Origin of the sequence: Bacteroides sp. AF29-11, assembly GCF_003602895.1 — a bacterium.
Lineage (GTDB): Bacteria > Bacteroidota > Bacteroidia > Bacteroidales > Bacteroidaceae > Bacteroides > Bacteroides uniformis.
Genome location: NZ_QTLY01000001.1, coordinates 641,096 through 659,332 on the forward strand (window position 1 = coordinate 641,096; position 18,237 = coordinate 659,332).

Annotated in this window: 16 protein-coding genes and 1 pseudogene; 7 read left to right on the top strand and 10 right to left on the bottom strand. The window is 49.6% G+C overall.

Annotated features, from left to right (window positions below; all coding sequences use genetic code 11):
• Window positions 1-2: 2 nt before the first annotated feature.
• Genes DWZ03_RS02410 through DWZ03_RS02420 form a run of 3 tightly spaced genes read left to right on the top strand, consistent with a single transcriptional unit; the run spans window position 3 to window position 3,473 of the window.
• Window positions 3-701, top strand: coding sequence for a succinate dehydrogenase/fumarate reductase cytochrome b subunit (locus tag DWZ03_RS02410; RefSeq protein WP_005830923.1), 699 nt, complete (start codon window positions 3-5; stop codon window positions 699-701).
• A 36-nt stretch (window positions 702-737) separates the two neighbouring features.
• A complete protein-coding gene (locus DWZ03_RS02415) occupies window positions 738-2,684 on the top strand; it encodes a fumarate reductase/succinate dehydrogenase flavoprotein subunit (RefSeq protein WP_005830924.1) in 1,947 nt (648 codons plus the stop codon).
• A 33-nt stretch (window positions 2,685-2,717) separates the two neighbouring features.
• Window positions 2,718-3,473, top strand: coding sequence for a succinate dehydrogenase/fumarate reductase iron-sulfur subunit (locus tag DWZ03_RS02420; RefSeq protein ID WP_005830925.1), 756 nt, complete (start codon window positions 2,718-2,720; stop codon window positions 3,471-3,473).
• Window positions 3,474-3,611: 138 nt separating this feature from the next.
• Here DWZ03_RS02420 and DWZ03_RS02425 read toward each other — a convergent pair whose 3' ends face one another.
• From DWZ03_RS02425 to DWZ03_RS02440, 4 genes and pseudogenes are all read right to left on the bottom strand, one after another.
• Entirely contained in the window at window positions 3,612-4,475 is an 864-nt protein-coding gene (locus tag DWZ03_RS02425) for a helix-turn-helix transcriptional regulator (protein ID WP_120128652.1), read from the bottom strand.
• 148 nt (window positions 4,476-4,623) lie between these two features.
• Window positions 4,624-5,592 (bottom strand): fimbrillin family protein, encoded by a 969-nt coding sequence (locus DWZ03_RS02430; protein WP_005830928.1) that lies wholly within the window; start codon window positions 5,590-5,592, stop codon window positions 4,624-4,626.
• A gap of 45 nt (window positions 5,593-5,637) precedes the next feature.
• A complete protein-coding gene (locus tag DWZ03_RS02435; protein WP_410492065.1) occupies window positions 5,638-6,642 on the bottom strand; it encodes a DUF5119 domain-containing protein in 1,005 nt (334 codons plus the stop codon).
• Window positions 6,618-7,133, bottom strand: a pseudogene (locus tag DWZ03_RS02440) (DUF3575 domain-containing protein); the annotation flags it as partial. The gene DWZ03_RS02435 and the pseudogene DWZ03_RS02440, both read right to left, overlap by 25 nt.
• Before the next feature lie 536 nt (window positions 7,134-7,669).
• On the opposite strand from DWZ03_RS02440, the gene DWZ03_RS02445 reads away from it, so the two are divergent.
• A complete protein-coding gene (locus tag DWZ03_RS02445) occupies window positions 7,670-8,473 on the top strand; it encodes a glycerophosphodiester phosphodiesterase (protein ID WP_098032018.1) in 804 nt (267 codons plus the stop codon).
• Between the two features lie 19 nt (window positions 8,474-8,492).
• Here the strand turns inward: DWZ03_RS02445 and dprA are convergent, their stop codons facing one another.
• Genes dprA through DWZ03_RS02460 form a run of 3 tightly spaced genes read right to left on the bottom strand, consistent with a single transcriptional unit; the run spans window position 8,493 to window position 11,356 of the window.
• Entirely contained in the window at window positions 8,493-9,611 is a 1,119-nt protein-coding gene (gene dprA / locus DWZ03_RS02450) for a DNA-processing protein DprA (RefSeq protein WP_044468319.1), read from the bottom strand.
• Window positions 9,612-9,622: 11 nt separating this feature from the next.
• Window positions 9,623-10,039 (bottom strand): acyl-CoA thioesterase, encoded by a 417-nt coding sequence (locus DWZ03_RS02455; protein ID WP_044468320.1) that lies wholly within the window; start codon window positions 10,037-10,039, stop codon window positions 9,623-9,625.
• 24 nt (window positions 10,040-10,063) lie between these two features.
• Window positions 10,064-11,356 (bottom strand): peptidase U32 family protein, encoded by a 1,293-nt coding sequence (locus tag DWZ03_RS02460; RefSeq protein WP_016272282.1) that lies wholly within the window; start codon window positions 11,354-11,356, stop codon window positions 10,064-10,066.
• Window positions 11,357-11,425: 69 nt separating this feature from the next.
• On the opposite strand from DWZ03_RS02460, the gene dusB reads away from it, so the two are divergent.
• Window positions 11,426-12,406 (top strand): tRNA dihydrouridine synthase DusB, encoded by a 981-nt coding sequence (gene dusB, locus DWZ03_RS02465; protein WP_057281469.1) that lies wholly within the window; start codon window positions 11,426-11,428, stop codon window positions 12,404-12,406.
• A gap of 104 nt (window positions 12,407-12,510) precedes the next feature.
• Entirely contained in the window at window positions 12,511-12,756 is a 246-nt protein-coding gene (locus tag DWZ03_RS02470) for a hypothetical protein (protein ID WP_155519597.1), read from the top strand.
• Between the two features lie 132 nt (window positions 12,757-12,888).
• Here the strand turns inward: DWZ03_RS02470 and DWZ03_RS02475 are convergent, their stop codons facing one another.
• The 3 genes from DWZ03_RS02475 to DWZ03_RS02485 all read right to left on the bottom strand — a co-directional run bounded on the left by DWZ03_RS02475 (window position 12,889) and on the right by DWZ03_RS02485 (window position 15,852).
• Window positions 12,889-13,854, bottom strand: coding sequence for a phosphatase PAP2 family protein (locus DWZ03_RS02475; RefSeq protein WP_005830954.1), 966 nt, complete (start codon window positions 13,852-13,854; stop codon window positions 12,889-12,891).
• Window positions 13,845-14,852: an NAD-dependent epimerase/dehydratase family protein gene (locus DWZ03_RS02480; protein ID WP_005830955.1), complete on the bottom strand. Its 1,008-nt coding sequence runs from the start codon at window positions 14,850-14,852 to the stop codon at window positions 13,845-13,847. The genes DWZ03_RS02475 and DWZ03_RS02480 overlap by 10 nt, the downstream gene beginning before the upstream one ends.
• 61 nt (window positions 14,853-14,913) lie before the next feature.
• Window positions 14,914-15,852, bottom strand: coding sequence for a cation diffusion facilitator family transporter (locus DWZ03_RS02485; protein WP_034523299.1), 939 nt, complete (start codon window positions 15,850-15,852; stop codon window positions 14,914-14,916).
• 226 nt (window positions 15,853-16,078) lie between these two features.
• Here DWZ03_RS02485 and rnr point away from each other — a divergent pair, with 226 nt between their 5' ends.
• Window positions 16,079-18,223, top strand: coding sequence for a ribonuclease R (gene rnr / locus DWZ03_RS02490; RefSeq protein ID WP_005834273.1), 2,145 nt, complete (start codon window positions 16,079-16,081; stop codon window positions 18,221-18,223).
• The last annotated feature ends 14 nt before the right edge of the window (window positions 18,224-18,237 follow it).

Genomic DNA, 18,237 nt, shown 5'->3' on the forward strand with positions numbered 1-18,237 from the left:
TTATGTGGTTAAGTAATTCATCTGTAGGAAGGAAAGTGGTGATGAGCGTTACCGGTATCGCCCTTGTCCTGTTTCTGACATTTCACATGGCGATGAACCTGGTTGCATTAGTCTCGGCTAATGGCTACAACATGGTTTGTGAGTTCCTGGGAGCAAACTGGTACGCATTGGTGGCTACGGTAGGTCTGGCTGCCTTATTCATCATCCACATCATCTACGCTTTCTGGCTGACTATGCAGAACCGTAAGGCACGTGGTAGCGAACGCTATGCCGTTACGGAAAAGCCCAAGACTGTGGAATGGGCTTCTCAAAACATGCTCGTACTGGGTATCATCGTAATCGTGGGTTTGGGCCTGCACCTGGTAAACTTCTGGGCTAAAATGCAGCTTCCCGAGTTGATGCACAACATGGGCATGCATGCTGACACCCTCACGCTGGCATATGCAGCCAACGGTGTCTATCACATTCAAAACACCTTCAGCAATCCGGTATTCGTAGTGCTTTACCTCGTTTGGCTGGGCGCATTGTGGTTCCACCTCACTCACGGTTTCTGGAGCTCCATGCAGTCTTTAGGCTGGAACAACAAAGTATGGATTAACCGTTGGAAATGTATCTCCAACATCTATTCTACTATCGTTGTCCTCTGCTTCGCTCTGGTAGTTGTCGTATTCTTTGCAAAATCATTGTGCGGCGCTTGCTAAATTCAAATTGTAAATGACTAAATTGTAAATTGCATTATGACTAAGATAGATTCTAAAATACCGGAAGGACCGGTGGCTGAGAAATGGACCAATTATAAGGCTCACCAAAAATTAGTAAACCCTGCCAACAAACGTCGTCTGGACATCATCGTAGTAGGAACCGGACTTGCCGGTGCCAGTGCTGCCGCCTCTCTGGGCGAAATGGGTTTCAGAGTATTCAACTTCTGCATCCAGGACTCTCCGCGCCGTGCACACTCCATCGCTGCACAAGGTGGTATCAATGCTGCTAAGAATTACCAAAACGACGGTGACTCTGTATACCGTCTGTTCTACGATACAGTAAAGGGTGGCGACTACCGTGCCCGCGAAGCCAACGTTTACCGTCTGGCTGAAGTATCCAACAATATTATCGACCAATGCGTTGCACAAGGTGTTCCTTTCGCCCGCGAATACGGCGGTACACTGGACAACCGTTCTTTCGGTGGTGCTCAGGTATCCCGTACTTTCTATGCCAAGGGTCAGACCGGACAGCAGCTGTTGCTGGGTGCATACTCTGCATTGAGCCGCCAGGTGAACGTAGGCACTGTGAAACTGTATACCCGCTACGAAATGGAAGACGTTGTCCTCATTGACGGACGTGCCCGCGGTATCATTGCAAAGAACCTCGTTACCGGTAAATTGGAACGTTTTGCCGCCCACGCTGTGGTAATCGCTACCGGTGGTTACGGCAATGCCTACTTCCTTTCTACCAATGCAATGGCATGTAACTGCTCTGCAGCAATGGCTTGCTACCGTAAAGGTGCCTGGTTTGCCAACCCTGCTTACGTACAGATTCACCCCACTTGTATCCCGGTTCACGGTGACAAGCAGTCTAAGCTGACTTTGATGTCCGAATCTCTGCGTAACGATGGTCGTATCTGGGTTCCGAAGAAGCTGGAAGATGCCAAGAAACTGCAGGAAGGTACACTGCAAGGAAAAGATATTCCCGAGGAAGACCGCGACTACTACCTGGAACGCCGTTATCCGGCATTCGGTAACCTCGTTCCGCGTGACGTTGCCAGCCGCGCTGCCAAAGAACGCTGCGACAAGGGCTTCGGCGTGAACAACACCGGTCTTGCCGTATTCCTTGACTTCTCCGAAGCTATCAACCGTCTGGGTAAAGATGTCGTTGCACAACGTTACGGCAACCTCTTCGATATGTATGAAGAAATCACTGATGTCAGCCCATACGAAAACCCGATGATGATTTATCCGGCTATCCACTATACCATGGGTGGTATCTGGGTTGACTACGAACTGATGACCTCCATCAAGGGACTGTTCGCCATCGGTGAATGTAACTTCTCCGACCACGGTGCAAACCGCCTCGGTGCTTCCGCCCTGATGCAAGGTCTGGCCGATGGTTACTTCGTATTGCCTTACACTATCCAGAACTATCTGGCCGACCAGATTACAGTTCCCCGTTTCTCTACCGACCTGCCCGAATTTGCAGCTGCAGAAAAGGCCGTTCAGGAGAAGATTGACTGGATGATGAACATCAAGGGTAAGAAGTCTGTAGACTCTATCCACAAGGAACTGGGCCACATTATGTGGGAATATGTAGGTATGGGACGTACGGCCGAAGGCTTGAAGGAAGGTCTGAAGAAGCTGAAAGAAGTCCGCAAGGAGTTCGAGAAAGAACTGTTCATCCCGGGCGACAAGGAAGGTATGAATGTAGAACTCGACAAGGCTATCCGTCTGTACGACTTCATCACTATGGGCGAGCTGGTTGCTTACGATGCACTGAACCGTAACGAAAGCTGCGGCGGTCACTTCCGTGAAGAATATCAGACTGAAGAAGGCGAAGCCAAGCGTGACGATGAAAACTACTTCTACGTGGCTTGCTGGGAATATCAGGGTTCTGACGAAAAGGAACCGGTATTGCTGAAAGAGCCGCTGGTTTACGAAGCAATCAAGGTACAGACTCGTAACTACAAGAGCTAATCGGGAAGTTGAACATTTAAAGAATTAAAGAAAATGGATAAAAATATATCATTTACGCTCAAGGTATGGCGCCAGAAGGGTCCGAAAGCAAAAGGCGCTTTTGAAACATACCAAATGAAAGATATCCCGGGCGATACTTCATTCCTCGAAATGCTGGATATCTTGAACGAACAGCTGATTTCTGAAGGTAAAGAACCGGTTGTATTCGACCACGACTGCCGCGAAGGTATCTGCGGTATGTGTTCGCTCTACATCAACGGACATCCCCACGGTCCTGCAACCGGCGCTACGACTTGCCAGATTTATATGCGTCGTTTCAACGACGGCGATACCATCACTGTTGAACCGTGGCGCTCTGCCGGTTTCCCGGTTATCAAGGACTTGATGGTCGACCGTACGGCCTACGACAAGATTATGCAGGCAGGCGGCTACGTCAGCGTACGTACCGGTGCTCCCCAGGATGCCAACGCTATCCTGATTCCGAAGCCCATCGCTGACGAGGCTATGGATGCTGCCAGCTGTATCGGTTGTGGTGCTTGTGTGGCTGCTTGTAAGAACGGTTCTGCTATGCTGTTCGTTTCTGCCAAGGTGAGCCAGCTGAACCTGTTGCCCCAAGGCAAACCGGAAGCATTGCGCCGTGCCAAGGCTATGTTGAGCAAGATGGACGAACTCGGTTTCGGTAACTGTACAAACACTCGTGCGTGCGAAGCTGAATGCCCGAAGAATGTTTCCATCAGCAACATTGCTCGCCTGAACCGCGACTTTATCATTGCGAAACTGAAAGACTAATCCGGTCTTTCTGCAAATAATATAGGATGCGCTTCGGATAAACCTTTTGAGCAAGCTCAGATTTATCACTCAGCTTTCACTATATTTGATTAATATCACAAGAGACTCCTCTGCCGGGAAACCGCCGGAGGAGTTTTTTTATGACATGCCGTTTACTTCAGATAAATTGCCGGCACGCAAGCTACGGGGAGAAGCCCCGAAATTCTTTTTGCAGAAATTGGAAAAATGAGGCAGCGATTCAAAGCCATATTTATAGCAAATCTCTGATATAGAAGCATCCGTATAACGAAGTTCATAAACCACGCTTTCCTTCCTCCGTTCCATCATCCACTCGTACACCGGTTGATGAAAAACAGAATTGAATATACGCCGGAAAGTAGCTACTGTATATCCTCCCAACTGGGCAAGTTCCTCTACCGTCTTGACTTTGGCATGATTCTGCAAGACAAAGTAGTGAAAGGAATTAGTATACTGGGCAAGAGAATGTATCAGCATGGAAAGCTCATAGTCGGAGTAGTAATTTCCAAGAATGAAAGCAAGTTCTTTCCGTTTGAAACAAAGCATTTCCCGGCAAATCTTCTCCTCGGACAAATAGGCCTTGGAACTTTCCAGAAAGAGCTGCAACTCGGGAGTAATGGTCAAAGGATAGAATATCAATGGAGGGGTAACCTCTTTCATAATATGGTTATACCGGTCCTCACAGAAGAATTCAGGCTTACTGAACCGGTAACAAACGCATTCCACATCCGTCATGGCAAGTATTTCGTACTTGGAACCAATAGCTTGAAGGATGAACTCACCTGCATGCAACACAGTTCCCGCATACTCCTTACTGTTGACAAGCACTTCTCCTTTCAGCAGGAAAATTATAATATTTTCCTCACACTTTCGCGCCGGCAGATGGAATCCTCTGAGGTGGGAAGCATATATTATTGCATTGTCCACAGCCTTGGGACATTGAGCGCATTGTATTTTACCTCTGCAAGCAGAAGAGTTGGGCATCGGCAAGTAGATTTGTTTGTTTGTTGCAGTGACAAAAATAGATAAATAATACTCATAAAAGAAACATTCCCCGAAAACTTTCATAAAGAAGTTTCGGGGAATGAATAAAATAGAAGTAATTCAGTTTTTTATTGCGGACAGTGCCGTTTTATTTTTCCACGTTCGTATCATCAGCCGTACTCCATGGACCAACTTCAGGTACAAAGGTTACTTTTGCCGCCTTATTGGCCAGCGTCAGCGTATAACGTATCTTTTTGCCTTCACCCCAGGCTTGTGTATCATTCAAGTCAATGGCGGAAGTTACAGTATCAAGAAGAACGTCTTTCTCATAGATGTCATAGACAACATTGATTTTGGCATTCGTATCCAACGTCTGGGGCATCAACATCCAGGCTGCATTCATTTCCACACCCGTTGTATTCACTTCCAATGCACTGCCGGCAATCGTATGCGCATAAGTGGCTGTTCCTTCTTGTGACTTCCATGTTGAATCATCAAAACCATAAGTTCCCTTATTGTGCACGCCGGATATTGTAAGTGTTTTCAGTTTATAAGTCAAAGCGTCGGCTGCCTTGACAGTGAAATTTATTTGGGTCAGTATATGGCCGAATTTCAAAGATACCCCACTGGCATTTGATGCCTTGGTTGCATCCGTCACTTTCGCGGCTACCAAGTCCGTTTGGGCAGCTACATCTGCTACCGTATAAGTAATGGAAGGATATATAGCACCAGCAGCCGGTTGATTGTACGTCAAGGCTCCGGTACCCGGATTCCCGTAAGCAAAGAACTGCAAGTTATCCGTCATTGGCCAATAATATGTTCCCCCAGTCAAACTCCAGTTGGGAGCACTATAGGTTACTTTAACATCTGTCATGAATTCCTTCATCGCATCAAAAGTCGCAACGGAGGCCATTGCTGTCGCTCCCGTATTATAAGCATACACAGTGAACCCTACCTTCTGCAATTCCGGCAAATCAGTCACTGTGGCTCTCGTAGTGTTACCCACTACTGTTCCCAATTTAATCTCCGCCTTTTGTCCGGCATTCTCTATCTCCTCACTTTCCGAGCAACTCATTACTGCTGCTGCAGCCAAAGCCAAAAATAAAACCTTCTTCATAATTGTCTGTTATTAAAGTTAATATATTTATTTGTCTGTTTGCTATCAATTCACCGGTAGCTCCACATCCGTCTCATCATCCCAATCATCCACATCGCCACCAATCCCTCCATCTCCTTCATCGGTTCCCGGTTCCAAATCATCCACCACAACCTTGTCCTCCGGTACGGGAACCTCGATATGGATTTCCGACCCAGGAACGCCCACATCAGGTTCTTCTTCGCCTCCTCCCGAGGGAGGAGCTGTTTCAATCACTTCCGTGATATCCACCTTCACCTCTTGAACCGTTTTATCTCGTTTCACAATCTTCAGTGTCAGCAACATAGGACTATCCGCACGGGTCTTGGTATCTTTCAGTAATACAAAACTGGAGAAATACCCCCATAAAAGCCCGTTTTCACGCTTTGTATCCACACATATAGGTACCTCGCTCAAATGGCAAGCACGGTTGCCTATAAAGTAACTTCCGTTCAAGCCGTCCACATGGCAGATGATGCTCGATATTCTATCCCATCCTTCCACCTTTATATCAAAGGAATAATGGTCCACTACCGCTTCCGGCTTCCAGTCCAACGGAAGCGCCACATCACTCTGCCTTATTTCCACCTCGTCCAAAGCCACCACATACAAAGGGTCGGGCGACCAAACCATATTTTCGTGTACATCCAGCCCCGTACAGTGTCCCGTAAAAGCCTCAATCGTCTCATAACTCTCGTCGCCCCGTATCTGTATACTCTCCGTATTGAAGTTATAGGCCACCACCGCATACTTCCCCGGCGGTACCTTCACCTCACCCCCTCCGGCAGGCAGATAACTTTCAACCTTTCTCCCCTGAGTATCTTTCGGATAGAAGATAATCCGCATGGTCTGCGGCAGCTTATCCGTCACCCCTTTCCAATCCAGTTTAATCTGTACTCCGCTAACGGGATAATCATCCAGCATATCGCGGAAGTCACAGCTTCCCAGCATTGGCAACAGTCCGAAGAACAGCCAGAGAATCATATGCCGTGCATCTTTCATACCACTCATCTCCCCGACGTTAGAAGCCACACCAAAGAAACTTTTGCTTTTGTCGGCCCGATAAAGTGATACTTTCCACTGCTGACCCAAACCAAGTCATTTCCATAAGAAGTATATTTCCTGTACTCCGTATCCAAGTATCCAATGCCCACACTGAATTCAATCGCCAGATGCCGAGCCAGTGGACGCACGTATCCATAAGTTATTCCTGCAGCTGCGTAATACTTCCCCCGGTATCCCTTCTCCTTTTTCAACTGAAAATCATAGGTACCTCCTTCGGCATATGCTCCCAGGAAGTGTCCGGACAATCTTCCGCGCGTATGGCGGTTTCCCAACCAGTAACGCGCCTCTGTCCCTCCCGAAAGGAGCTGATAGCAGAAATTACATCCGCTGTCAGACCACCAAGGGCATTTGTACTCAACATTCAAAGACCACCTCTTTCCCAATGGCAGCTCCACTTCTATGTTCGGAGCCAAGGCCAGGTCGTAAAGCAAATTATTTTTTAACGCCAGCACCGTTTTACAAGTATGGCTATGGGATTCTACCGACTTATTCTGCCCTATTACCTGCCCCGACATCATGCAAAAAAGGAGTAGCCAAAAGACATATATAAAAATGCGTTTTCCCATAATTTCGCGTTGTATACAAACAAAAGTAGAAGATAATTACCGAATAAAAATCACTTTCCATCACTCTTTTCAAAGGCTGAAAGGTTCTGTGAAACGATTGAAACAGATTTGCAACTTCTGCCTTATCCGGGACGCTGTGAATAGATTCTTCTCTCTCAAAAAGTCAATCCGTGTGCGAAAACAGTAAAATTCAGTGAAAGAAATACAAAAGAAGTAGCAGGAACATTCTGAAATTTGGAAGATAACAACGGGAACCTTACATTTGTAATGTGATTTTTTTCATAGTATTAGATTTAAGGTTAACAAAGGTTGGAGTACAGCGGTACTCCTTTTTTTATGCCCATACGTTTCTCCGAATGACAAAAAATAGCTATCTTCGATGGCTTTTATAACTGTTAAAGAAGAAAACATCACCACTTGAGCCCATTATGAAAAAACCGGTACTCGCATTGCTTTCCATAATCCTACTTACCGCAGGATGTTCCCAACGGCCTGCTGCCACCACCAAGATACCCCTGACCAGCGCACACCGTGGTGCCGCCACCATCGCTCCCGAAAACACAATGGCATCCGTAGATTCGTGCATCAAATACGGTGTAGGCAATATAGAATGCGATGTCTGCATCAGTAAGGACAGTGTCTTCTACGTACTGCACGATTCCACCCTCGACCGTACCACCAACGGTACCGGCGCCATCTCCCAATGGCTGTCCGCCGACATCGACACACTGGATGCCGGCTCTTGGTTTGCGCCCCGATTTGCCGGACAACGGGTACTACGTCTTACCGACCTGCTACGCAAGGCCAAAGAGCACGGTTTAAGAATCACCATCGACTACCGCAACGGCGGTCTGCACCAATTACTGAATCTGATAAAGGACGAAGGCATGCTGGAAAACTGCAACTTCACCTTCAGCAAGGAGTATCATGCCAAATGCTTCAGAAAGATGGCACCCGAGGTAAGAACCCTGCAAGCCTACATCAAAAGTGAAAAAGACATAGAGCATGTCGTAAAGGAACTGCACCCCGACATCGCTGTCGTCTGGATTGACTCCCTTACCCCGCAATTCGTAAAGAAATGCCGTGAGCACAACCTGCAGGTACTGGCACTCGTCCTGGGGCTGGACGACAAGACGGAAGAGAACCAGAAGGCAGTCGACCTGGGGGTAGACATCATAGCGACGGACCACCCGGAAAAGTTCATCATGAAATACGGGAAACCGTCCATGTAAGGCAAGAGACCTGCCGCGCTCAAGTCAGCAAGTGATAGACACCGCCCACCATTGCCTTGACCACTCCCTTCATCTCCAACTCAAAAAGCAAGGCACTCATCCGGTTGACGGGTATATCCGCTTCCACCACCATCGCATTGATATGGAGGTCTCCCTGCCGCATAAGGATGCGTACAACAAGCTCCTCCTCTTCCGTCAGTTCCGGGAAAAGATTACGCTGAATACCTTCTGTCCGGGCAGGCTGCTCCGCTACGGCCCAGCCCATAATCTGCACAAACTCTTCCGCACTCTGGATAAGGGCGGCCTTGTTGTCGCGTATCAACCGGTTACAACCGATGGAAGATTCGTCCGTAACACGCCCCGGAACGGCAAAGCAGTCACGATGATATCCCTCTGCCAACTCTGCAGTGATAAGGGAACCTCCCTTTGCGGCAGATTCCACCACAATGGTAGCATCACTCATACCCGCCACAATACGGTTGCGGCTGACGAAATTATGCTTGTCCGGATTCGTCCCGGTAAGGAATTCGGTCAACAGTCCGCCTTGTGCCAGCATGTCGATGGCTGTTTTCCGGTGTACATACGGATAGATGCGGTCCAGTCCGTGAGCAAGGACAGCAACGGTAGGGAGATGATTTGCCAAAGCGGCCCGATGGGCATGGATATCTATCCCGTAAGCCAGTCCGCTTACTACCAGCACATCGGGACAAAGAACGGCCAAATCGCGCAGGAAGTCGGCACAGAATTGCTTGCCGTAATCGGTGGCACGGCGTGTACCTACCATATCGACGACATGCAGGCGGTTGAAATCGGTGTTTCCTTTAAAGAAAAGTACAATCGGTGCGTCCTCACATTCACGCAAGCGGGAAGGGTAAGCCTCATCCTTCAACGTCAGGCAGGAAAGGCGGTTCTTCTCTACAAACTCCATCTCCTGCTCGGCACGCAGAAAGGCAGCGGGACAATCAAGGGCCGTCACTACCCCCGGATTCACACCGGGCATGATTTCGGGGAGCTCCTTCCGCCGACTGAATACTTCGGCAGCACTGCCCGTACCCTCTATTAAACGCTTTGCCCCGATATGTCCTATACCGGGGCAAAGTGTGAGAGCTATACTGCAAATCCGTTCGTCACTGTTCATTCCACCAAAGATTACACGGACTTACCCGGGTTGAGATAAGGGGCAAAAAGGCGGTCGAACAGTTCGCTGTCGCTCAACCGGCCATTGACTACACACACGGTCTCGACCACGCCCTTGAGGCAGACCTTACCGTCGGAAGCACGGAAGATGTCTTGATAGAAGACGTACTTGATGCCTTCCTTCTTCATATAAAGCTTGGAGACAAACTCGTCACCACTCCTCAGGGGAGTCTTGAAAGCCATATTGATACGTGCCACTACCGGGTCTACCCCCTGCTCGTGCAGTCCGGCAAAGCTGACGCCGGCACTCAACAGAAACTCATGGCGCGTATGCTCCAGATAATGCTGATAATTGGCATTATTGACGATGCCTTGCAGGTCGCATTCATAGTCGCGCACCTTCATGGGAAGTTCATAGATATAATTCATATTTACTATTGGACTATTTGATACTTAGCCACGTTGTTTCTCCACATCCAAGCCTTTGAACTTCTTCAGTTCCTCTACGCTGACCAGCTTGTAGAGTTTGTCACTGGGACGTATTTTCACCGATTTCATCGAGAAATGCTGGCCTTTCTTTACAGTCTGCACGGGTTTCAAATCGACGCGTGCCTCGTCCAAAGTGACGAATTCGGCACCCGTTGTGGGACCCGTAATCAGCAACTTGTCGCCTACGCTCACTTCGGCTGCTTCTACCAGGAACTCCGCCACACCGATGTTTGAGAAGTAGCGGATGCCCTTACCCACATAGATTTTACGTTCCGTAGCGGCAGAGCCGTAGTTCTTGGTCCATTCGCCCAAGCGTTGTCCCAGGTAGTAGCCGTCCCAGAAACCACGATTGAAGACCGTCTTCAAACGTTCGTCCCACCGGGCAATCTTCTCATCGGTGAATGTATCGTCCAGATAGGAACGGATGGCTTCTTTGTAACACTCCACTACCGTGCGCACGTACTCGGGTCCGCGGGCACGTCCTTCTATTTTGAAAACACGAACACCTGCATCCAGCATCTTGTTCATGAAGTGGATAGTTTTTAAGTCTTTGGGGGACATGATGTATTGGTTGTCCACCTCCAATTCCACATTCGTCTCCTTGTCGCGCACCGTATAACTACGGCGGCATACCTGCATGCAGGCACCGCGGTTGGCGGAGTGGTTCATTTCATGCAATGAGAGATAACACTTTCCGCTGACTGCCATGCAAAGCGCACCGTGACAGAACATCTCTATACGTATCTGCTCTCCACTGGGACCGCAGATATTCTCCTCACGGATATGTCGGTAGATTTCTGCCACCTGCTCCAAATTCAGCTCACGCGCCAGCACCACCACATCGGCAAACTGTGCATAGAAGCGCAGGGCTTCCACGTTGCTGATGTTGAGCTGTGTGCTGAGGTGTACCTCCTGCCCTATCTGCCGGGCATAGCTCATCACTGCCACATCAGCGGCAATGACTGCCGAGATGCCTGCCGCCTTTGCCGCATCTACAATGGTACGCATCAGCGGAATGTCATGGTCGTATATAATGGTATTGACGGTGAGGTAGCTCTTCATGCCATGTTCGTCGCACGTCCGGGCTATTTCCCGCAAATCGTCGATAGTGAAGGTATTTGCCGAACGGGCACGCATGTTCAGGTTCTCGATACCGAAATAGATGGAGTCGGCACCTGCTTGTATGGCTGCTGCGAGAGATTCGCGCGAGCCTACCGGTGCCATGATTTCGAAGTCACTGATTGAGTGTTTCATCATTTCTTTTTGAATTAGAGTATGCAAAGGTAGGCTTTTTTCTGTACTTTTGCGGACAAATCCGCTTAGATTATGAAGATTAAAGATATAGACCTGGGCCCACGCCCCGTATTCCTCGCCCCGATGGAGGACGTCACCGACCCTGCTTTCCGCCTGATGTGCAAGCACTTCGGAGCAGACATGGTATATACCGAGTTCGTTTCTGCCGATGCCTTGATACGCTCCGTAGGCAAGACCCAGCAGAAACTGAACATCAGCGATGAAGAGCGGCCCGTAGCCATACAGATATACGGACGGGACACCGCCACCATGGTAGAAGCCGCCCGCATCGTGGAGCAGGCACACCCGGACACGCTGGACATCAACTTCGGCTGCCCCGTGAAGCGCGTTGCCGGCAAGGGTGCCGGTGCCGGTATGCTACAGAACATTCCGCTGATGCTGGAAATCACCCGTGCCGTGGTAGATGCCGTGAAGATTCCCGTCACCGTGAAGACCCGCCTGGGCTGGGATGCCAACAGTAAAATCATCGTAGACCTTGCCGAGCAGTTGCAGGACTGCGGCATTGCCGCCCTCACCATCCACGGCCGTACCCGCGCCCAGATGTATACCGGCGAGGCGGACTGGACACTTATCGGCGAGGTGAAAAAGAACCCACGCATGCACATTCCCATCATCGGCAACGGTGATATCACCACTCCCCAACAGGCCAAAGAATGCTTCGACCTCTACGGTGTGGACGCCATCATGATAGGCCGTGCCAGCTTCGGCCGCCCGTGGTTCTTTAAGGAAGTGAAGCATTATTTGGAGACGGGCGAAGAACTCCCTCCGCTGAGTTCCGAATGGCGGCTGAACGTACTCCGCCAGGAAGTGGAAGACAGCGTCAACCTGCTGGATGAGCGACGAGGCATACTGCACGTGCGCCGCCACCTGGCAGCAAGCCCGCTCTTCAAAGGGATTCCCAATTTCCGCGACACCCGGATAGCCATGCTGCGGGCAGAGACGAAGGAGGAACTGTACCGCATCTTCGAAGAGATAGAGCCGTTACTGCCATAGGAGAAAACCGCATACGATTTTTACCATCGAGTCCGATACTTGAGCAATCATCCTCACGCTCCTTCTTGAATAGCTTCTGAGAGGGGGGGAGTATTCAGACGCAGATGACAGGCTTTGTTGCCATCCGCATAACTCACTGTCTGTCAGCAAGAAATTTTGCCAACCACTTGCCTTGCCCTTGGCAAACTTTTGCCATGCCTATGGCAAAGTTTTGCCAACGCGGTGGCAAAGCCTTGCCAATGGGAAGGCAAAACCTTGCCAACAAGGAGGCAAGAAAAAAAACATTGTTTCTTTGGCAGAAAGAAACAAGTCCCTATATTCGTCTTCCCAAGAAAGAAAGAATCCCATAAATATGTCTTTATGAAAAAGAAAAAACTGCTCAAACAGCTCATCGTAAACTTCCAGCATTAACTTCCGGCAGAAGTTTATCCGCGTACATTGGTATTGCCCACAGACGGTGGAAAGATAATCACCATGCCCGACTAGCGGAACATCGGCTGCGCAAACCATCGCTTGAACATCCACGTGGCCAGGATATAAATGCCGAAAGCCGATACGAAACCCACGATAGAGTCTATCAGGTAATGTGCCTGGATATAGACCGTAGCCCCGCACAACAGCAGATAGAAAGGAAACAAGCAGGCAAACAGACGCTTGCTGCCACGCCATGCCATAATCATCAGTACCGTAGACATTCCGACGTGCGAACTGGGAAAAGCAGCCGTGGGACGCTCACCCACCTGCTGGGAACTCTCCACCAGGTTGTAGAAGAAGCCGTGCTCATAGCCCGGACCGGGAAGAAGTTCCTGATGGTGATGGAAATAGTCACCGATGGACGGGAAGATACCTTGCGCCACATGGTCGCTTCCAATGGCGGGGAAGTAGAACTGCGGCCCGGCAACGGGGACGAAGATATAAATAAGGTAATAGATGAAGAAAGCGGTGACGATGACGAACGAAACCTTCTCGAAAAGGTCGAAACGATAAAGGAAATACCACACCACCACCAGCAGAATCATCGGATAATAGAAGAAGTATCCCATATTGAACGGCTCGCTCACCCACATCTGCGGAAACCTTTCACAGAACCACACAGCAGGCTGTCCACCAAACATCCATTGCTCCACCGACGCGAACACGTGGTCGAGATTGGGGAATATCCGGTTGAACTCAAAGGTGTCGGGATACCAATAGGAAAGCAGTGACATTTGGATGGCTATGCGCACAAAGGCAGAGAACTTGCAGGGTGCCAGCCGGTAAAGATACATCAGCAGGAACGTCATACCCGCAATGACAACACGGTCTGCAAGCATCTGCACCGGATGATCCATTTCCTGAAAAAGAAACAGAATGAGAATGGAAGTCAGCAAATTGTATATCAGCGTAATCTTCTCTACCGCAAAAAGCCCCTTACGGGTTTCTACCCTTTTAAATAAATCTAAAGCCATCCCTTATCCTTATACCAGGCAATGGTTTCCTTTACACCCCGTTCCAGGTCGTACTCAGGACTGAAGCCCAGTTCCTCGACGGCCGGTGTGATGTCACACTGCCAGTTGCGTTGTTTCATTATTCTATACTTGTCCGAATTGAGCGTGCTGGTCTTGTTCTGCCGCTTCGCCCAGAATTCGGCGAGCAAAGATACGACTTTCAATACAATTAACGGACATCTCAGGCGAATAACAAACGGATTGCCCAATTCTTTCCTTATCAAATCGGAAAAAGCACGGCTGCTATACACCTTCCCGTCAGCCAGGAAATAGGCGCGGCGGGACACCTGCTTCTCTATCCCGAGGAAGACAGCCTGCACGATGTCCTTTACATATACAAACGTCAAGTCCTGGCGGCAGAAGCCTACAGAAAAGTCCGTATGCTGCCGGATGGACTTCGCCATGAGGTAATAATCCTTCTCACGCGGCCCGTATACACCCGTCGGCCGGTAGATGACGTAGGGGAAACCCGGAATACTCTGCAAATAAAGTTCTGTTTTCAGTTTACTGAGTCCGTAGGCGGTATTGGGTGAAGGGGGGTCACTCTCCATAATCGGGTCGTAGGTCCTCTCGCGTACCGGGCCGAACACACTCAGCGTACTGATGAAGATAAACTGCTTGGGAATCATGTTCAGCTCCCTCAGCGTATCGATGAAGTATTTGGTCTGCAGATAATTCACCAAATCGAATTCGTTCTTGTCCACACACTTCGTCACACCGGCACAATGGACAATATAATCAAACTTATTGTAGGTCCCTTTATGTCCCGAGAGTTGTGCCCTCAGTTCATTGGGGTGCGCAAAGTCCAGTTCGAGGAAATGTATCTTGCGGTCACGCAGATACTCGCGGCTGCTGGACGAACGTACACCCGCCCACACACCGAACTTGCGCTTCAACGCCTCCTCCACGATGAAACTTCCGATAAATCCGCTTGCTCCTGTAATTAAAATCGATTCCACTTCTTCTGTTACAAATTACTAATTACTTTTCATCCGGTCCGTCACCTTGACGCTCCTTGTGTTACTCTGTCGCCTCGTTACTCTTCTTCACCGGCTCCACATGGATGCTGACCAGTGTTCCTTTGCCGAACTGCCTTTTCAGCTTGTTCTCCACCGCCGTTGCCGTCTCGTGAGCTTCCTCCAGCGAGATGCTACCATCCATACGCACATGCACCTCGATGGCACAATAACTGCCGATGCGGCGCGTACGAAGGTGATGCGGCGAGCTGATACCGGGAAAAGAGAGAATCGTCTTCAGTATCTCATCCTCCACCTCGGCAGGCAATGATTTCTCCAACAGTTCGTCCACACACGGTATCAACAACTGCACAGCCACCTTCATAATGAAGAAGCTGACAATAACCGCTGCCACCGGGTCCAGCACCCGCCAATGGTCACCCAAAAGAATGGCGCCACCTATACCCGCTGCCGTGCCTATGGACGAAAACGCGTCACTCCGGTGATGCCAGGCATTGGCAACAACCGCCTGCGAATTCAACTTCCTGCCCTTGAATACGGTATATTGATAAAGCACTTCCTTGAAAACGATGGATACCAATGCAGCCACCAGTGCCAGTATACCGGGTTCCTGCAGAGAGCCGCCTTGCAGGAAGCGGTAAATGGAGGAAGCCCCGTTCCAGAAAATGCCGAATCCCACAAACAACAGAAAAATACCGATAATGGCAGTTGCCAGCGTCTCGTACTTGCCATGACCGTAATCGTGTCCTTCATCTTCGGGCTTTGCCGAAATGCGCACAAAAACAATGACAATAATATCTGTAATGAAATCCGACAAAGAATGTACCGCATCCGCCAGCATGGCGGCACTGTGACCTACAATACCTGCAAAGAATTTGAAGACAAGCAAGAGAAAGTTTACCACACTTCCCACAACCGTCACCCGGTAAATGTCTTTTTCCCGTGTGGCATCTGCTTTTTTGTTCAGAGTTTGCATTTCCATCTGCTTTTCGTCTAAGGTACAGCCTATCTTCACTTTGTGTGCAAATATAGTACATAAATCCATTACAATCTGTCGTTCCTTCATTATTTTCAATAGAATGATAATATTTTGAAGTCTGAGTGAACGAAGGAACATATTTATTTGTTTACTTTGCAAGAGGTAATCACCACAGATTACACAGATTGACACAGAATCTCTATTTATACATAAAATACATCATAACATTATGGCCAAAAAGAAAGAAAAGAAAGCCGGCAAACGCATGAAGAAGAAAGAGCTCGTCAAAGTACTGCTGGAATTCTTCCACACAAAGCAAGACGAAGTATTATCCCTGAAATACATCTTTGAACAACTCCACCTCACCACACATCCGCTGAAGATGCTGTGCATGGACATCTTGTCCGAACTGTCGATGGACGACTACATCACAGAAGTGGACAAGCACAAATACAAGCTGAACAACCACGGCGTGGAAATGACCGGAACCTTCCAGCGCAAGAGCAACGGCAAGAATTCCTTTATACCGGAAGGTGGAGGCGAACCGATATTCGTGGCCGAACGCAACTCGGCACACGCCATGAACAATGATAAAGTGCGTATCGCCTTCTATGCCAAGCGTCGCGGACGCGAAGCCGAAGGAGAAGTCATCGAGATACTGGAACGTGCCAACGACACCTTCGTGGGTACCCTGGAAGTTGCCAAGTCATACGCTTTCCTTGTAACGGAAAACCGTACGCTTGCCAACGACATCTTCATCCCCAAAGAAAAGTTGAAAGGCGGCAAGACGGGCGACAAAGCCATCGTAAAGGTGGTGGAATGGCCCGACAAAGCCAAGAACCCCATCGGCCAGGTAATCGACATCCTGGGGCGCGCAGGAGACAATACCACCGAGATGCACGCCATCCTGGCGGAATTCGGCCTGCCCTATGTCTACCCCGCTGCCGTAGAGAAAGCTGCCGACAAGATACCCGCCGAAATCTCCGCCGAGGAAATAGCCCGACGTGAGGACTTCCGGGGTGTGACCACCTTCACCATCGACCCCAAGGATGCCAAGGACTTCGACGACGCCCTCTCCATCCGCAAACTGAAAGGGGGACTTTGGGAAGTAGGCGTACACATTGCCGACGTGACCCACTACGTGAAAGAGGGCGGCATCATAGACAAGGAAGCCGAGAAGCGTGCCACATCCGTCTACCTCGTAGACCGCACCATCCCAATGCTCCCCGAACGGTTGTGTAATTTCATCTGTTCACTCCGCCCCGACGAAGAGAAGCTTGCCTACTCCGTCATCTTTGAAATGACGGAAAAAGGCGAAGTGAAGAACTCACGCGTGGTACATACCGTCATCAAGAGCGACCGCCGCTTCACCTACGAAGAAGCCCAGGAGATTATAGAAACCGGCAAAGGAGACTTCCAGGAAGAGATGCTCCAACTGGATAAGCTTGCCAAAATACTGCGTGAGAACCGCTTTAAGGCAGGAGCCATCAACTTCGACCGCTACGAAGTGAAGTTCGAAATTGACGAGAAGGGCAAACCCGTCAGCGTCTACTTCAAGGAGTCGAAAGATGCCAACAAGCTGATAGAGGAGTTCATGCTGCTCGCCAACCGCACCGTAGCCGAAAAGATAGGCCGCGTGCCCAAAGGCAAGAAAGCCAAAGTGTTGCCATACCGTATTCACGACCTCCCCGACCCGGAGAAGCTGGACAACCTGGCACAGTTCATCGCCCGTTTCGGCTACAAGCTGCGTACCAGCGGTACAAAGACCGACATCTCCAAGTCCATCAACCACCTGCTGGACGACATCCAGGGCAAGAAGGAGGAGAACTTGATTGAAACCGTCTCCATCCGCGCCATGCAGAAGGCACGCTACTCCGTGCATAACGTGGGGCACTATGGTTTGGCTTTCGATTACTATACCCATTTCACCTCGCCCATCCGCCGCTATCCGGATATGATGGTACACCGTCTGCTCACCAAGTACTTGGACCAGGGAGGCCGCACCGTGTCCGAACAGAAATACGAAGCCCTCTGCGAACACAGCAGCAGCATGGAGCAGATAGCCTCCAACGCGGAACGCGCCTCCATCAAGTACAAGCAAGTAGAATTCATGACCGAACGCCTGGGACAGACCTTCGACGGCGTCATCTCCGGCGTAACGGAATGGGGACTCTACGTGGAGCTGAATGAGAACAAGTGCGAAGGCATGATTCCTATCCGCGACCTCGACGATGACTATTACGAATTCGACGAAAAGAACTACTGCCTGCGCGGACGCCGCAAAAATAAAATTTATAGTCTGGGAGATGCCATTACCATTAAGGTGGCACGCGCTAACTTGGAAAAGAAGCAGTTGGACTTTGCACTGGTGTAACCTCACCCCCTCTC

What these genes read in the sequence shown, in the direction of transcription:
- DWZ03_RS02410 (WP_005830923.1), top strand. Translation starts at nt 3, where the DNA reads ATGTGGTTAAGTAATTCATCTGTAGGAAGGAAAGTGGTGATGAGCGTT.
- rnr (WP_005834273.1), top strand. Translation starts at nt 16,079, where the DNA reads ATGGCCAAAAAGAAAGAAAAGAAAGCCGGCAAACGCATGAAGAAGAAA.
- DWZ03_RS02475 (WP_005830954.1), bottom strand. Translation starts at nt 13,854, where the DNA reads ATGGCTTTAGATTTATTTAAAAGGGTAGAAACCCGTAAGGGGCTTTTT.
- dprA (WP_044468319.1), bottom strand. Translation starts at nt 9,611, where the DNA reads ATGAACAGTGACGAACGGATTTGCAGTATAGCTCTCACACTTTGCCCC.
- DWZ03_RS02445 (WP_098032018.1), top strand. Translation starts at nt 7,670, where the DNA reads ATGAAAAAACCGGTACTCGCATTGCTTTCCATAATCCTACTTACCGCA.
- DWZ03_RS02485 (WP_034523299.1), bottom strand. Translation starts at nt 15,852, where the DNA reads ATGGAAATGCAAACTCTGAACAAAAAAGCAGATGCCACACGGGAAAAA.
- DWZ03_RS02455 (WP_044468320.1), bottom strand. Translation starts at nt 10,039, where the DNA reads ATGAATTATATCTATGAACTTCCCATGAAGGTGCGCGACTATGAATGC.
- DWZ03_RS02470 (WP_155519597.1), top strand. Translation starts at nt 12,511, where the DNA reads ATGACAGGCTTTGTTGCCATCCGCATAACTCACTGTCTGTCAGCAAGA.
- DWZ03_RS02415 (WP_005830924.1), top strand. Translation starts at nt 738, where the DNA reads ATGACTAAGATAGATTCTAAAATACCGGAAGGACCGGTGGCTGAGAAA.
- dusB (WP_057281469.1), top strand. Translation starts at nt 11,426, where the DNA reads ATGAAGATTAAAGATATAGACCTGGGCCCACGCCCCGTATTCCTCGCC.
- DWZ03_RS02425 (WP_120128652.1), bottom strand. Translation starts at nt 4,475, where the DNA reads ATGCCCAACTCTTCTGCTTGCAGAGGTAAAATACAATGCGCTCAATGT.
- DWZ03_RS02420 (WP_005830925.1), top strand. Translation starts at nt 2,718, where the DNA reads ATGGATAAAAATATATCATTTACGCTCAAGGTATGGCGCCAGAAGGGT.
- DWZ03_RS02430 (WP_005830928.1), bottom strand. Translation starts at nt 5,592, where the DNA reads ATGAAGAAGGTTTTATTTTTGGCTTTGGCTGCAGCAGCAGTAATGAGT.
- DWZ03_RS02460 (WP_016272282.1), bottom strand. Translation starts at nt 11,356, where the DNA reads ATGATGAAACACTCAATCAGTGACTTCGAAATCATGGCACCGGTAGGC.